This is a genomic window from Mycobacterium lepromatosis (assembly GCF_000975265.2).
GTDB lineage: Bacteria > Actinomycetota > Actinomycetes > Mycobacteriales > Mycobacteriaceae > Mycobacterium > Mycobacterium lepromatosis.
This window is the reverse complement of sequence record NZ_CP083405.1, coordinates 3,197,356-3,214,171: the sequence shown is the minus strand read 5'-3', so window position 1 is coordinate 3,214,171 and position 16,816 is coordinate 3,197,356. Positions and strand designations below refer to the sequence as shown.

Genomic DNA, 16,816 nt, shown 5'->3' with positions numbered 1-16,816 from the left:
ATATTCGCATTGCTGATAACATTCTGCGCAATCCCATTGACAAGGTGGTGCGCAATGGGTTGACCATTCTAAAGTGAGTTTAATGCACACTCCTAATCGGGTTGCACGATACCAATAGCTTTGTTTAACCAGTGGGGTGCCAGTAACGAGACTGCGGTGGCTCCTGCCGTTGCAGTAATCACTCCTGACCAGGCCAGTGGCCCAAGCGGTGTGCACCCGAAAAACTGGCTGAGTAACGGGGTTTGAATTACACCTATCAAAACACCCGCGCTGCCTAAGGCGGTTGCTACGACGAGCGGGCTATGTCGGCGCGTGAGCAGGGTTTGCGCCAGCTGCGTCGTCACCAATGCGGTCAGTCCCATCGTAGCCGTTCGTCGTTCGGTACCCGGCGTCCAGCGCCCGATAGCCCAGGCTATGGTTGCACCGGCGGCCGTGACCACACCGCGGTTGACGATCTGTCGCATCAGTGGCGCGTCGAGCGAGGGCGTAGGTCCGGTCAATACTTCGTGTTGGTGTGTTCGTCGCGCCTCGTATGCCTCTTCGTCGGTTTGATATTCGTCCTCGTCGGGTTCTTCGTATTGCGAGGTAACAGCGATCGAAAGTGCGGGAAACATATCGGTGAGCAAATTCACCAACAACAGTTGACGGGTTCCCACCGGTGCCCGTCCAGCACCGAGTGCCGTCCCGATGATAGTAAAGACGACTTCGCCGACATTGCCTCCGACCAGAATCGTGACCGCATCACGCACTCCTGCCCACATGCTGCGGCCTTCGACCAGAGCATCGAGCAGTACACCCAGATCGTCGTCGGTCAAGACGATGTCGGCGGCTCCTCGGGCGGCTGAAGAACCGCGGCCGCTCACCCCGATGCCCACATCGGCCATCCGGATGGCGGCGGCGTCGTTGGCGCCGTCACCAACCATCGCCGTGACATGCCCGCAGCGTTGCAACGCTGCCACAATCTGCACCTTTTGTTCCGGACTGACCCGGGCGAAAACCTGCACGTCGGCGGCGAGTTCGGCGCATGCATCCTCGTCGAGGCCGACAAGTTCGGTGCCGGTCACTACCCGCGCATCCGATGGCAGGCCCAACTGCTGGGCGATAGCCCGTGCGGTGATGGGGTGGTCTCCGGTTATTAGTACGACGTTGCGGTCGGCTGCTACCAACGCTTCGATCAACGGACGCGAGGATGGCCGTGCGGTGTCCGCTAGTCCGATATAGCCGATCAGTTCGAGGTCATGCGCGGCAGTATCGACGGCTTCAGCATCGGTGTCGTCATCCTCGGTGGTGTCGTAGTCCCAGGAGCATTGCGCCACCGCTAGAACGCGCAGGCCTTGCTCGGCAAGGTTGCGCACCAAAGACTCTGCGTGCGCAACGTCGGCCTCTGGATCGGCGAACCGGCAACGCGGCAGGATCTTTTCAGGCGCGCCTTTGAGCATCAGCATCGGCTCTTTACCATTCCCTGTTGTGCCGATCGCGGCGGCATACCCGCGACTGGATTCGAACGGTACCTCCGCAATTCGATTCCAGGTCGAATCGGTATGCTCGTTAAGCGAACTCGCTGCCGTGAGGATCGCTTCGTCAGTGGCATGCGTGTGATCCTGCCCGTCATGGGGTTGGGTGGACGCCCGCGCGGCGTCCCGCAGCACCGCAGCAGAGTGCGGATCGGTGATGGCGGGAAGTGGATCGTGTGGCCTTTTCGTGTTCGGCACCGCACAGACAACACGCAGCCGATTTTCGGTGAGCGTGCCGGTCTTGTCGAAACATATGGTGTCGACGCGGCCCAGGGCTTCGATCGTGCGGGGCGAGCGGACCAGAGCACCTCTCGCCGTTAAACGCTGGGCCGCGGCGAGCTGGGAGAGGGTGGCCACCAAAGGCAGGCCCTCCGGGACAGCGGCCACGGCGATTGCAACTCCATCGGCGACTGCTTGACGCAGTGATGCGCGGCGCAGCAAAGCCAAACCCGTCACCGCGGCGCCGCCGGCCAGTGTCAGAGGAAGGACCTTGCTGGTCAGCTCCCGCAGCCGTGCTTGCACTCCGGCTGATGCTTCTACGTCGGCGACCACCGAGATCGCTCGGTGCGCGGCGGTGCCGACCCCGGTGGCCACCACGATCGCGCGGGCATGTCCTGCCACGATCGCGCTACCTTCGAACAGCATGCTCGCTCGGTCGGCATCGTTGATGGCGACGGGGTCCACTCGCTTGTCCACCGGCAACGACTCTCCGGTGAGTAAAGACTCATCGACTTCCAGGTCTTCGGCCACCAACACGCGAGCATCCGCTGGTACCACTTCCGGGGCAGCCAGGTCGATGACATCGCCGGCTCGCAGCGACTTGGCGGACACCGTGACTGTCCGTGTGGCGTGCTGTGCTGCCTCCAATCGACGACGTGTCGTTGCCACTGCCGGGACAACGACACGTCGCACCAACTGGTCCTGCTCGGCGAACAACTCGGCGGCAGCCGCCTCGGCCCGCAACCGTTGCACGCCGCCGGTAATCGCGTTGACCGTCATCACGCCCGCGACCAAAAGGGCATCGATATTGCTACCAACGATCGCTGATGCAGCCGCCCCGACCGCTAGGATAGGAGTCAGCGGGTCAGCGAGTTCCTGCCGGGTCGCGGTGGCCAGCCGAGCCAGGTGAGTTATGGGTTTACGTAGCGGTGACAGCGTCCGGGTGTAGGACAGATCGTCGAGACGACGTCGCCAATCAGGGGTACCATGCTTAACGGCCAACGGTTGCGCTACGCCGGCCAGTCGTGAGTAAACGATCTCGGGGTTCAGCGCGTGCCAGGCGGTCAGCGGTTGTGGGGTGGGATCCGGCAGCCGGAGCACCTTGCTGGCTGAGACGACGCCGGTCACCAATGCGGTTGCTGCGGCCGCATTGACCGGACTAAACCAGCGCCACAAAGTAATTGGGTTAGCGGATTTGCTGCTAGCGCTCGCGGTGATCAGAAGCAGCCCGGCCAGGGTAGTTCCGCCCTGAGCAAGATGCACCGAAGATTCACTGACCGACCGGGCCACAGGCAGCGCCGATAGGATCCGCACTGCGGCCGCCAGATCAGTGCCAGTGATGATGTCCGCGGTCCACGGTGTAGCCGCATGGGGATCGTCCAGCGCGACCCCGACGTCGGCGATGGCTAATGCGGCCAGTGTGTCGGTCGATGCAAAATCCCGGTGTACTGCGGTGATCAATAATACCGGCCCGCGATCGACGCGCAGCTCACGTACCAACTTCAGCAGCGGTGTACCGCACGGATGTGTCGCGCCGACACTGGCGGAGAGATCTTCTGTGCCAGCTACATGACGCAAGACGACGCGTGCTCCGGTTCGGTGTGCGGTCTGCAGCAGTGGGATCGCATAGGGGTCGACCTCCCATCCGACGTCGACACCGCCGACGCACTCGCCATCAACCACCAGGTCCGCGTGCGCGCGGCCCTGAACGGGCGTTGCTGACGGTTCTTTCAAAGGAACCCATCTGAGCCGCGCGCCAGTGGCCGGCGATTCGTCGGGGTCGGGCTCGGGTGCCCGCTCACCGTGCAGCAGTGCGTCGGCAACCTCATAGACACGGTCGTCGTCCCAGCCGGGCGCATTTCCCTGGGCAAGCAACACCGCGCGGTGATCACCGCGTAATGCGGCGCCGTCGATGACGACCACCTTCACCTGGTTCAGGCGGCGCAGTGCACCCGGATCGAGTACTAGTTGCCCGGCATTGGCTAGCCCGCGGCCCAGTGTCGCCGCGAACGCTTGCTCGCCCATATGTGCCGCTCTTGGCACCCCGGCCAAGATCGCGCCGGCCGCGTCTTCGGTGCCACCGCCTGCGAGTAACGCACTCGCCGCGGCAATCAACGAGCCGTTTGCCGCCGAATCAACATAGCTTTCCACAGGTCCTTTGATCGACCCTTTTGCGGTGTCGATTGCTGCGTCGATTGATCCGCCGACCACGACATGCGAAGCTTCACCTGATGCCGCGGCTGTCCATTTGTAGCGCGAGGCATGCGATTTTTCCTCGGCCGATGAGATCACGGGGACCACCGGCGCTTGTGGTCGCCTAGGTGAGGCCAGTTGAGGCTCTCGGTCTCGCCAAACGCGCCGGTGAGCCGCCGCCTCGGAGAGTTGTAGGCCACGGTGTGCCAGATCCAGCAGGGGTGTGCCTACCGCTTGGGTCAGCCCGTTAGCCGCCGCTGTTATTACGCTAAGTGCAATATCGGTGCCCACCCGACCCAGTCGTGACTCCAGCAGTGACACCATGCGCGGTTGATGATTGACGAGAGCTGCCGCGGCCCGGGTAGTTTGTGGTGCGGCGGGCAGTCGGGTGACCCAGCCGGTTATTGCGGCACTCAACGCGACAAGGTCCAGTACCGCGGCGGTTAGCGGCACCAGAATTGCCACCGGATTACCTGGGTCAGCAAATGGAGCAACCTTAGGGGCCGATCCCGCCGCTGCCAATGCTAAGTCGGCGGCCAGGGCAATAACCACGTCACGCACTTTGCCCAAGACAACGTTGCTATCCGCGTCCTTGTCGAGTTCGATCACTAGCCGGCCCAATGAGCCCTCGACATGGGCCTTAGCCACGCCTGGAATACTACGAACCGGTTCCTCTACTATCGCTGTATATTCATGCCAGCGGGGGAACGGTAGCAGCGGATCCAAGTCAAAGTGCACACGATCACCGTTGTGCCAACGCACCGGCGGATCGATTCGGTTCGCAGAATTCGGCGCATGGCCTGTCCCGCGCGCTCGGCCGGTGGATTTAGCCACCGACTGTACTACCGGGCCAGCGAACTCGACGACCGGGCTGGCTAGAATCTGCATCGTTTTGACAGTGCCAGTTGCAGCATACGTGCCGGCACGCACCACCTGCACCATGCCGCCGACCATATTGCCTACGAGGTCGGTCACATGCAGAATGTTCATTCCTAACCCTATCAATCGCCGCTATCGTGCCTAATCCCGGTAACGTCTACCTCACCTATCTACCGCCAGGCCCCATCAATGGGCCAATAGGCGAATGAAACAACTTCAGTGACTGCGTGGGCACTGGGCTTTCGCCTAGTTATATAGGGTGCTAGTTATTTTAGCGCAATGTTATGGAGCCTGACCAGCTTAACGACAAACCGAACGTGGTAAACAGTGCCGGATCGAGAAAGATGGCGAGGTTGTAGTGATGCCGGCTGCGCTGGCTGGGATGGACGTGAATGGATTGGTCCCGAATTACGTGGTTGGAGCTACCGGCGTTTCGAAGGTATTAGGCACCAGTGGCTTGCGCGTTTGCCGTGGTAGGGGGCAGTGTCACGTTGCCCGCCTTGACGACGCGATCACTACAGCGCAGCAAAGTGTTTCGACTTGTGAACCGCACCGACGGCGGCATTTTAAGTTGTCTGTAGGTTTTTCAGCATCCCGAAAGCGGGGTTATCATAGTCTTACGCATACTTTTTTGCCGGGCGGCGAAGGTTGTTCGCTTGGGTTGGCAGCTTCGGTGGTCAACGCAGCATGCCTCGGAAACGCCGAGGAGGTGACGTCGACGAGGACTAGTTCGCCCACAAGATTGACAAGATTGATTTGGGCGCCGCCATTGCCGTCGAGACTGACGTCCGAGTCGACCGGGGCATCGCCCAGCCTAGTGGGTTCGGTGTTCTAGTTTCCGCAGGCATGCGGGCGTCAAGATCCGGTATAGTGCAGGTCCGCAGCGCCGCGTATTCCTTGAACTCCGGGGAGCGCTGTGGCCCGTCGCAAGCACCACCATGCCCACCTCGGCGAGCTTGCCTGCATCAATCGGAGCCGATCCCACAGTTAGCTCTGGTTCCGATCGCTACTTTCATGTAACTGGTCTGCTGTATATCGATATTGTTTCGAATCTGGTGCTTCGGCCCTTTTCCTGTGTTGTTTGTCGGTATAGCATCCCGAATAATCACTTGTTCGGGTACTTTGAATCGGGCCGTACCTGCGGACTTTAGGAACTTGCGCAAGCTGGCGGGTCGGGAGTGATAGTAGATCACCACGACTGCGCATGCTTGCTTCCCGGTGTTTTCATCAGGCACGCTTACGATAGCGATGTCTGGGATGGCGGGGCAGGATGTATTACGATTTTTTGGGTGTAGATGTTTTCGCCGTTGCGGATAATGACATCTTTCGCGCGAGCGGTGCGCAACGAGGGACTCACCAGCGAGCTAGTGACTTTGGTCGTTAGAACGTTGAGAAGTGCCTTGGAGTTTTTGGGTTGAGTTCGGTAGGAGTCGAGCCTTGTCGATGGTGTGCCACCCCATTTGCCACAGCGGTAGTGCGGGTATATGATTGGCGGTGAGCAACGTACGCAGCAGCCTGGCGTGGGGTGTAGAAGATCGCGAACCGCAGTCCGTCAGTTAGGTGGTAGCGGTTCTTACCGAGGCCCGAGCTGCACTGGCTTTTGTTGATGATGCTTGTGTCGGTGAGCACGCTGGTGCATAGGGCGCTGAACCACAGAGCCGGGGGGCTGTGCTGCCATCCTCGGTGAGAGTGGGTGATCCAGTTCAAAGGCTAGACTCGCAAAGACACAGCCCTGGTTGACCGGTTCCGTATCGAGCGGACGGCTATGGCCTACGCGCGCGGACCTGTAACGCATCGAGATGGCATAGGTGCCGCCAGCAGCCCGCATCGTCGGGGTCGTTGATAACGGTTTGATGCCCAGCAACCGCCCCATCCTTCAAATAGATTTGACTAGATTTGACGCGCAAGTGTCGGTAGAAGGCGTTGACGTTGACCTCGGTGCTGTAAGTGACTATGTGAATACTTTTTTGTCACTCACCCACCTTTGCTCCACAGCGTTAGCCGCGTTTGAAGCTTAATTTTTATCACTTCCAGTCGACCGATGTCGAGGTTATCGGCTATCAAGGCCGCGAAGAACCCCAAGCTCGGCGGGGAACATTGACCACCAGGGTGTGAGGTTTCGACTCGGCGCATCAATAGCCCCCGCCAATAGCCTCCACGGCCGTGCTCTGTCAACGGCAACATCGACCACTAGTGTTGGGCGAACATCTGGATCGCATCTGGACCCAACCGATCGCAAATTGCCTGCAGCGCGAACGGATCGATGATTGTAGTCAACTCGTTGGACAATTTGGTGAGTCCTATACCGCTTTTGCTCGCCTGCCGTTGGGTCCGCTCATGCCCGTTGAGCTACATCTTCATTGGATATGGAAAATAGGCACAGAAGAACTTGACGATGCCGGCTCGAAATCAACGTCCCAAACATAGATAGATAGAAGTAAAAACACGTTACCCGTCGCTGAAATACGGTGAAGAGAAACTACACTCCCGATGTGTTTGTCGCGGTGTAAAACAGGCGACTTCTGGACCATTTCGATCGCAGCCTTACCGGCGCCTCCAGCTACGGCCTGCCCAGCCAAATACGGGCGTACATCACGTCGATCTTGCGGTTATTCCTGGCGAAACACACCACCAGGATTAACGGTCTTCAGCGAATGATGCTACCTCCCGGTGAAACCTAATACCAATCTTTTCCAGAACCGCATGCGAAAGGATCGGATTGCCCCAGATGCTGGGTTAGCAACGCCATCACCTGCCCGCTCATCTACAGATGTGGCACATCACTGTTGAGGTGGATTCGATCCACACACCCGATATTCCAACCCACATGCCCATCACAGACATCGTGGATCCTCACCATCACAGCCATCAACGGCAGCCTCATCGGCCAAGTGCGGACTGCTTCGACACCAACAGCCGGCCACAACTACCCCACCCAAAGCTGAACAGTCACTTAAGTGTTCCGAAGAGGACTTTGTTGGATCTCCGGTGCGGAAGAGCTCTCACTGTCGAAGGACTCGGCTTCGTCTTCTGGTTACTGGTAACCGAACAGCATTTGCGGTCTAGGCACATGAATCTACCAGGAGACTAGCTGATCACTGGCCCGACCGCAGCGGCCATCGGTGTTTGCAGCATAAGCGCAGAGTCTCGGTGCTCCGGTCGTCGTGACTGGAGCTTCTGTAGAACCATACATGCGCGTTACTACCGTTGACTCGAGATACGCTGTTGCCCTAGGGATTAACGACGTCGATACAGAAGCACCAGCCTACGCGAAGAGCTTGATCGGGAAGTCGGAGATCCGGCCACCATCGAACGTTCCGCCGGGGTTCAGCTTCGGTAATTGTTCTGGTAACTGTATGCTGAGCAAGCAACGACATGAACGGGATGTGACCCGCGCCGTGATCACGGCGTACCAGTACAACAGCACAGTTGTGATGGTAGCTGGGCTGCCACCCAACTCTAACAAGAGTGGTGTAGTCATGACTGCCGAACCACGCTGGGACAAAGACCATCCGGCTGTCGGAGTATTCGCGGATGAAATGCATTATAAGATCTTGTTTTGCGGTAAAATGGCTCGGCAACTGTTCCCGCCCGCGTTGACGCCAAATAGATTACTGCGGATTCGTGCCAGTTAGGCAACATGAACGACATCACCACGCCCACGGGGATGTGCCAGCGTCGTTGCCGACTGGCAGAGACTTCGGCCGTTAAGCCGTCTATCGCCATCGATCAACACCACATCACGGGGCGTGCGCTGTTCGGCCTCGCGTAGCGAATCGACCAGCGCGCCATGAATTCACTAGCAGTGGGCGTAGACATCGGTGGTGCAGTTGATCGCACCAACAACCCATAGTACTCCGATCAGTTTTCTGTCAATATTCATTGAATCCTCGCTGTCGCCGGCACTCAATTGGTTAAGTATCTGTAGCAGGATCATGGAGCAACGGATACGAGAGGCAGAGAGGGCGTTGATCGTAATCTGGGCTACTTGCCTGGCAGACGTCGTGTAGATCCATTGCACTTGCAGGACCTGGTGTTCCGTACTCGACATTGCGGCCAGTTGCTCGCTCTGGAGGAATAAGTATCGCCGGAGCACGAATAGGGTGGCGAACGGGTGTTCTCGGTTAACACCGAGAAGTGCATCGAGCAGTGACAAAGGAAGGCTTTACGCCCTCCGTCGAACGGAAGCCTAGTACGCTGAGTCATTGCACTTCGTCTGTTATTTGGTGCAGCCACCCGCTCAGTGTCGATGATCGCGATCGCAATCCGATTGCAAACGCCAACAAGTCGTTGAACGACATGACGTGCTTAACGTATGAGTGTTCGGACGCCAGCGGTCTGTACGCCACGCTCGAGCAGCAGGAGTACCCGATCGACACGGGTGTATGCGTTGCTGGCCGTAGCGATTTTGACGCCAGTACCGCAGAAATGGACGAAGACCACAGGTCGGTTGGTGCTGATGTAAATCGGGCCGGCCTAGACAACAGGGCTCCAGACCAGATAGGAAGCCCGGCATAGGAAAACCGTGGTGTGTCTTAGCCGGTATCTGGTTTGTGCCGCATCTAAGCTTGCGGGGATCAACAGGAGGAGCAGCGACGTATCGGCAGCAACTATGGAGCAGGACGCCTTGGTGGTCAGGGCCGCTAACCGCGAACACTGAGCAGGGAGGGATTCATCCCGTGTCGGCTTGTTTTGCTGAGCGGCCTCGATGGGTTGTTCCTGTGCGCCGTGTTGGTCGGCTGACGATTTGGGACCAACCCGGGCGGCGTAATGGCATTCCGGCGCTGGATGGTCTTCGTGCGATAGCGGTTGCGTTGGTGCTCACTCAGCACGGCGGCGTCCCCGGTCTGAGAGGCGGATTCATCGGAGTCGACCTCTTTTTTGTCCTCAGTGGATTTCTGATCACGTCGTTGCTGCTTGACGAGCTGAGACACACGGGGCGTGTTGACCTAATCAGCTTCTGGATTCGGCGTGCGTGCCGGCTACTGCCAGCTTTGGTGTTGATGGTGTTCACTGTAGGCGTTGCCCGCGAACTTCTTCCGTACCAAGCGCTAACCAACTTACGGAACGATTCGATCGCAGCGTTTTTGTGGGTAGCGAATTGGCGCTTCGTGGTCCATAAGGCCGACTATTTCACGCAAGGTGCGCCTTCCTCGCCGCTGCAGCATACCTGGTCGCTCGGGGTGGAGGAGCAGTTCTATCTTGTTTGGCCTCTGCTGTTGATCGCGGTAACTTTACTGTTGGCCGCTAGGGCTAGGCGGCGTCGCAGCTACGCGACCCTCGGTGCCATTCGGTTGGCTGTTTTTGTCCTAGCTTCATTGGGAACTTTAGCTTCCTCCACACTCGCCATCGCTCTTGTTTGCGACGCTACGCGCGACCGCATTTATTTCGGCACCGATACCCGTGTGCAAGCGTTGCTGGTTGGCGCCGCGGCGTCGGCTCTGCTGGTTCGGGATTGGCCGTCGCTAAACCGTGGTTGGTGCCTGATTAGGACTCGGTGGGGGCGGCTGATCGCTCGGTTCCTACCGGTTCTCGGTCTGGCAGGGTTGGCGGCGGCTACACACTATGCAACGGGAGGGGTCGCTGACTTCCGCCACGGCCTGCTGATCGGAGTCGCAATTGCGGCCGTCGTCGTGATCGTGCCGGTGGCATTGGAGCAGCGTGGAACAGTGGCCCGCCTCCTTGCATTACGCCCGCTGGTGTGGCTGGGCACCATTTCGTACGGCATTTACTTGTGGCACTGGCCGATCTTCCTAGCGCTCAACGGCGAGCGCACCGGCTGGTCTGGAGTCCCACTGTTTGCCTCTCGGTGCGCTGCGACAGTGGCCGTGGCTGCAACATCCTGGTGGTTGATCGAACAACCCATCCGCCACTGGCGACCGGTACGAGCGCCGTTATTGCCTTTGGCTGCGGCCACTGTCGCTAGTGCCGCCGCAGCGACGATGTGGGTGGTTCCGGTGGGAACCGGAACGGGTTTGCGTGAGATTGCTCTGCCGCCAGGAGTGTCGGCGGTAGCGGCCGTATCACCGTCCCCGCCGAGAGGAAAACTTCCGGGTACGCGAGACCCCAGCCAGCCGTTTACCGTTGCGGTATTTGGTGATTCGATCGGGTGGACCTGGATGCACTATCTTCCGCCGACGCCTGGATTCGCCTTTATCGACCACACCGTCATCGGCTGCAGTTTGGTGCGTGGTACACCATATCAGTATTTTGGCCAAATCCTGGAGCAGCGACCAGAATGTGATAACTGGCCTATCAGGTGGTCGACGCAGATCAACAAAGACCGTCCAAACGTCGCTCTGCTGATTATAGGTCGCTGGGAGACGGTAGACCGAGTTAACGAAGGAAAATGGACCCACATCGGCGATCCAACCTTCGATGCTTATCTCCATGCGGAGTTACAGCAAGCATTGAATATCCTGGGCTCTTCTGGTGTTCGAGTTGTCGTTGCCACGGTGCCTTACAGCCGCGGCGGCGAAAAGCCCGATGGTCAGTTGTATCCAGAGGATCAGCCGGATCGAGTTAACCAGTGGAACACCATGTTGCGTAATACAGTTAGTCAACATTCGAACGTACAGATCCTCGATCTGAACAAAAAGCTATGTCCGGACGGTTTTTACACCGCTAAGGTCGACGGAATTAAGGTGCGTAGCGACGGTGTCCACCTCACTCCGGAAGGCGTTAAATGGTTGACACCGTGGCTAGAAGAATTTTTGCGGTAGTCTTTAATTACTGCCGCACCCACTTAGTTTTATGCTTCTGGAATTTAGCCGGAGCAATCGACACTGATGTAGCTATTGTCTGGATTACATGTGTAATTGAGGTGTGGCTGGTTATCAGGCATGTTACTGTTGTCAGTTACGCCCAGTTCGCCCACCGAAAGCTGCGTTTTGAGCAGTTTTACGGTAGATAGTGCTTCTTCGTAACTGTCGATCAAACGAAATCGACTGTTCTGTTGATATTTACAAGCGTCGAAAGCTCGCCTTCTTTTAGACATGTGATCAGGTAGTTTATCTGGTCTTGCTGAGCTTTTTCGCAGCAGCGATCTTGGTGGCGCTAAGCGCAACCTGAATGGACTAATCGCCGCTGTCTTTGTGAGCTGTATTGCCACCGCGATGTGTATGACGGTGGTCGAATTCGGAGTATACTGGTATGTACGGAAGTCACGCAGCGCATCGGCGCGTTTTTGTGCATTTGTCGACTACATCTGCTCGAACTCGTCCATCTTACTAGCGTAACAGCGACGTCTCGCTTTTCTCCTCGTCATACATTTGGTTTGAGCGCTGCCGCGACCCTAGCTGGATATTTTATTTGGCGGTCTCTACCAAACGCTGGAAGCGTGCAGCTGGCCATAAATGCCAATCTAAGCTTGTTAGGGTTCTTTACTAAGGCGTTTGACGAGCACCAGGTGTCGGGTGTAAGTATGAGAATGCAAGCACCTCGGTGGGTGAGGTTTCTGCATGGATCCAGGCCATAGACCCTCGAAACTTCGAGAGAAGGATCAGGTCAGGGCTATATCCAAGGGTTTGGGTTCAAGTGGCTTCTGGACGTTGGTTCAGATACGCCGTGCAGTGCCGAAGCTCCGACGAGAGGGGGGTGCGTTTGGCGGTTTGCTGCTGAATGTTTTTGCCTCTTCCGTACAGGTGACTATAGCCGACACCGCGTGTGTCCCGGCCGTGAGGAGGTGGGGGCGAGATGAGTCCGAGTGACAGTCCGTGTGTGAAAAAAATTGTCTTGTCCCGATCCAGTTCCGGTGTTCTTTCTGCTGCCTGAGCTTTCTCGGACGTTCCGTGTGCCTCTATCGCTATGTGGCGTTTGTAGCGCATGCCCAAATGCGTCTCGATGTTGTGAAAGCCATTGTGTATGACATTTTGAATGCCACCTGCCGATTGGGTTCCTGGTAGGAGAACGATTATGATCTTTTTGGCGCCCAACGTGTTATCTATGCCACGAGGGTTACCGGATGGTCAGTGTTGCGTGCGTGGCAGCAGCGAACCAAAAGTCGGGGAACCCTGCTCCTTCTGGGCTCACAGGAGCCGGCCGACCGGTGTCTGTTGCGAATGCCTATTTCGATATATAGCCGGCTAGCTAGGCGGTTATCCGTCGGTCAGTACGGAGAACCACTCTGGTCTGTCCTGCTATAACCCACCCGGCGTCGGGCGATTTCCCCTGTTTAGCGTGCCTTGTCGCCCACCTGTTTGAGCACGAGCCCGTCGAGATAGCGAGAATCCAATGCCTTCCATCTCTACTGATGCAATCAATGTCGTAGCGGTTCCGCCTACCACCGGTGACGGTATTATGTGTGTCAAAAACTGTGCTACACCGAGGGTAACACCCGACACATCCGGCTCATCGGTGTTGGATTCCGCGCACGTTGGTGACATCGTTGGCGCGTTTGGCCGCATAGGGCGGGACGTCACTCATGCGGGCCGCAGTCGTTGGCAACAACTTCGATTGATGATGGTCATCACAGGTCCGGGACTGATTGCGATGATTGGTGACAACGATGCTGGTGGTGTCGCTACCTACGCACAGGCCGGACAGAAGTACGGGATGAATTTGTTGTGGACGTTGGTGCTGATGGTCCCGGTTCTATATGTCAACCAGGAGATGGTGCTCCGGTTGGGTGCGGTCACCAGGGTTGGACATGCGCGGCTGATTTTCGAGCGGTTCGGTAAGTTTTGGGGTGCTTTCAGCGTTGGTGACCTGTTGATACTCAACGCGTTGACAATCGTCACCGAATTCATCGGTGTGTCATTGGCGCTCGGCTTTTTGGGTTGCCCGAAGTCGATCGCTATACCCGCTGCCGCAGTGCTGTTGTTCGCGGTGGTCGCTGGCGGCTCATTCCGTCGTTGGGAGCAAGTGATGTTCATGCTGATTTCGGTAAATGTCGCTGTCATTCCGCTGGTGTTGTCGGTGCATCCTGCTCTAGGTCCGAGCCTGCACGGACTCATGCCGTCATTACCCGGCAAGCCGGACTCCCCGACCTCCGTTGTGTTGCTGGTCATCATAGCGATTGTGGGCACCACGGTGGCGCCTTGGCAATTGTTTTTTCAACAGTCCAATGTGGTTGACAAACGCATCACGCCGCGCTGGATGCACTATGGCCGAGCTGATTTGGTTATCGGTATCATTGGCGCTGTGGCGGGGGCTATCGCCCTGATGTCGGCAACCGCTTTCGGGCTCGCAGGTACGGCTGACGCTGGCAACTTCACTGATGCGGGAGCGGTGGCGTACCACCTGTCCAGCCACGTCGGGCATCCGATCGGTGTATTGTTTGCGATCATCTTGTTGGATGCGTCGTTGATCGGTGCAAATGTCGTTGGGCTCGCCACTACCTATGCACTTGGCGACGCTCTGGGCAAGCCGCATTCGCTGCATTGGAAAATTACCGAAGCCCCATTGTTTTATGCTAGTTACACAGCGCTTCTTGGAATATCTGCTGTGGTAGCGTTTAGCCCTGATCACATCCTCGGTCTCATCACCCAAGGTGTGCAGGCGCTCGCTGGAGTGTTGCTACCTTCGGCAACTGTGTTTTTGGTGCTGCTGTGCAATGACCGCCCAGTGCTGGGTCCGTGGGTGAACACCGCACGCCAGAATGTTCTTGCGTGGATGATCGTGTGGTCGCTGGTGGTGTTGTCGCTGATGTTGACCGTGGTGACATTCTTCCCCAACTTATCGACAGCGACGATGGTGGGTGGCTTGGGTGCCGCCGCCGTGCTTGGCGTTGTCGGGGCGGCCGCTGTCGTTGCGGTCGGTTGGTTAGCTGAGCGACGCGACGCGGCGGGCATCGTGCAGCAGCCTAGTCGATCGGTTTCTGAGCAAGCGCAGTTCGATGCGCTGGCTAAACTGACGCGTGCTGAAAGAAGGGCCTTGTGTGACGAGCGTCGCGCAAACTGGACCATGCCCGTCTTAGCAACCCTGGATCGGCCCGTCATGTCACCTGCGCGTCGGGCAGGGCTGTTGATGCTACGCGGTTATTTGGTGCTGGCCTGTGTGTTGGTTGTGGTTAAAGTTGGCCAGTTCGGTATCGGCTAGCGTGCTGGGCAGTTTGAGACGTCACTCTGTACAAGACGGTGGTTGCCGACCCATTCCAGAGCTACGTTAAGATCCACGGCGAGCTGAACGTAGGTAGGATATACAAGTCGATTAACGCGTCGATTCCGTTCGGCACCGTCTTCCGCAGTCGATTTGGCCAGCCCCTGGAAACGTTTCCGTAGGCGATCCGGATGACGCCATACGAGCGCACCCAGTCGGCGTTGCTCAGCCCTACAATGTCAAGCACTCGCGCCTTGAGCAGGACCAACAACTGCACGACAAGGCTGCCAACGTCGCCCCCGACAACATACAGTTAACCAGCTACCTTCCAACTCAATTAAGGGATGTTGCGAGATCAAACTGCCCCAATGGAACACCGGTGCGAGTGGCGTGGCTGGGGCAGCTGAAGCTGCACCCGGGACCTCGTCGCCGACGAAGAACTAGGTGACGTCAGGCAACTCGGCGGTTACTACGCTGGCAAGGTCGCTTGCCCTCACTGAACGCAAACTCGACGGGGAAGATCTCATGCACCGCGCTAACACTGCTGGCTTCTGCTCCGGGGTTGATGCCGTCTGTGTTACTTTCGGCTACTAACTCGCCAAGCCGAGGAGCCGGCATACAGATGTCCGCTAGGTATAACAAGCTAAGGCCTCCGTAACGGTCGAACCGCCCAGCACGCGCCACAACGGCCGTCATCTCGAGCTCCTTACCTGTGAATCAGAGTTTATGCGTTGCTGCACAACACCATAGGTGGTGAAGCACCTGCCGACTATGGGCCTGTGTGGCCATGTTTGCCGTCCCCTTGTGTTCCTGCCAACTTTTCGTAGTAACGGACTACCAATGGTAATCGCTCGGTCTGCACCAGCAATTCGCCGCCAGCCGCTGTTGCTATTTATCGCGGGCAAAGTGTTCGTTAATCTTAAATTCGACAGCGCGCCCGACCATCCGATCAGTCCAAGGCGTTGTAACCCATATCGGCGGCAGCAAGCTGCCGTGATGAAAGAATGGATTGCCCAGTTAGCTGCGGTTTTTCCTACCCGGCTCCGTTCGTTAGGGGTTGATGGCCTCGGTAGTCTTCCGACCATGCTTCGGGTAACTTAAGGCCAATTTTCCGCAACCGCATTTGGCTTAATTTGTGTTATCATAGTTTTAATGAAGTATTGTCCGCCGGGACACACAGAAGACCATTTTTATTTCAAGAGCTATCGAAATCAGTTTCGAGGAGTCTTACACACCACACGACCTGTTGTCGCCCGGTCAGCCCGGCCGATCTGATCCGCACCGAGCCAATGGGGCTAGTCCTCGGGCCGTCTGGACATCTTGCCGATGTCATGCAGTACTGCCGGCCACCGCAACACCAACCCTCGCGGTCGGCTGGTCGCCGATAAACCGGCCCGCACTTCGACCCGGATAATCCCTGGCCCCGGAAAAGGGTCATCCTCGCTGCTCGACTAAGGCCCTAGCATCAAGGGTTAGGGTACCACTGCGTGCTGTCACGACTGTTCAGCCAGGGCATACACTGGTTACCGTGGTTATACTGCATGGTTAACTACGAAAAATTCGTTCGTAGCCACGCTGGTAGTTCGCGGGTCTTCATGGTCATGACCGACTATGAGGACTCGGCTACAGCCAAGGCTGGCCTCAACGGACGCACTTGCGTCAGCCTACCCGGGTCGAAATGTAGTGGGTGCCCGTTCTTGGGTATCGTCCGCCAACATGGTCAGAAATCCTGCACTATGTCGACGACAACGCCTTGTTCGGCGCGGCAGGTTTTGCTCCATGAGGTCATTTATAACTACCCGAAATTGGCAGCTGCGATTCATGCGTTGTTGGCTCTGCACGGTGAAGATTTACTGGTCAAGATCTTCCACCAATGCATCGGCGAAAAGCGGCTCAAATTCCAGTTACGGAATCTCCGAGATATTTCATCGACGATATGGACAAACTTGTCAATTAAGAGCCGTTCAAGAAGT

The 16,816-nt window shown here is 57.6% G+C and carries 5 protein-coding genes, 1 pseudogene and 1 riboswitch; of the genes and pseudogenes, 3 read left to right on the top strand and 3 right to left on the bottom strand.

Translation table 11 applies throughout. The features are described from left to right. Window positions 1-92: 92 nt before the first annotated feature. Both MLPF_RS15130 and MLPF_RS18175 read right to left on the bottom strand, forming a co-directional pair. Window positions 93-4,916, bottom strand: a complete 4,824-nt coding sequence (locus tag MLPF_RS15130) for a cation-translocating P-type ATPase (protein ID WP_045843997.1) — start codon at window positions 4,914-4,916, stop codon at window positions 93-95. 854 nt (window positions 4,917-5,770) lie between these two features. Beyond that, entirely contained in the window at window positions 5,771-6,064 is a 294-nt protein-coding gene (locus tag MLPF_RS18175; protein WP_082082456.1) for an AMP-binding enzyme, read from the bottom strand. Window positions 6,065-7,969: 1,905 nt separating this feature from the next. Between MLPF_RS18175 and MLPF_RS15125 the strand changes: the two genes are divergently transcribed. From MLPF_RS15125 to MLPF_RS15115, 3 genes are all read left to right on the top strand, one after another. Further along, window positions 7,970-8,440 carry a hypothetical protein gene (locus MLPF_RS15125; RefSeq protein WP_237817219.1) on the top strand — a complete coding sequence of 157 codons (471 nt, stop codon included), beginning with the start codon at window positions 7,970-7,972 and terminating at the stop codon, window positions 8,438-8,440. Between the two features lie 1,044 nt (window positions 8,441-9,484). Then, on the top strand, window positions 9,485-11,527 hold the full coding sequence (locus MLPF_RS15120) for an acyltransferase family protein (protein WP_193386787.1): 2,043 nt from the start codon (window positions 9,485-9,487) through the stop codon (window positions 11,525-11,527). 710 nt (window positions 11,528-12,237) lie between these two features. Beyond that, a riboswitch (M-box (ykoK) riboswitch) is annotated at window positions 12,238-12,406 on the top strand. 697 nt (window positions 12,407-13,103) lie between these two features. Then, window positions 13,104-14,843: an NRAMP family divalent metal transporter gene (locus MLPF_RS15115; protein ID WP_162197004.1), complete on the top strand. Its 1,740-nt coding sequence runs from the start codon at window positions 13,104-13,106 to the stop codon at window positions 14,841-14,843. Between the two features lie 53 nt (window positions 14,844-14,896). Here MLPF_RS15115 and MLPF_RS18170 read toward each other — a convergent pair. After that, window positions 14,897-15,539 (bottom strand): annotated as a pseudogene (locus tag MLPF_RS18170) (MDR/zinc-dependent alcohol dehydrogenase-like family protein); the annotation flags it as partial. Window positions 15,540-16,816 lie beyond the last annotated feature (1,277 nt).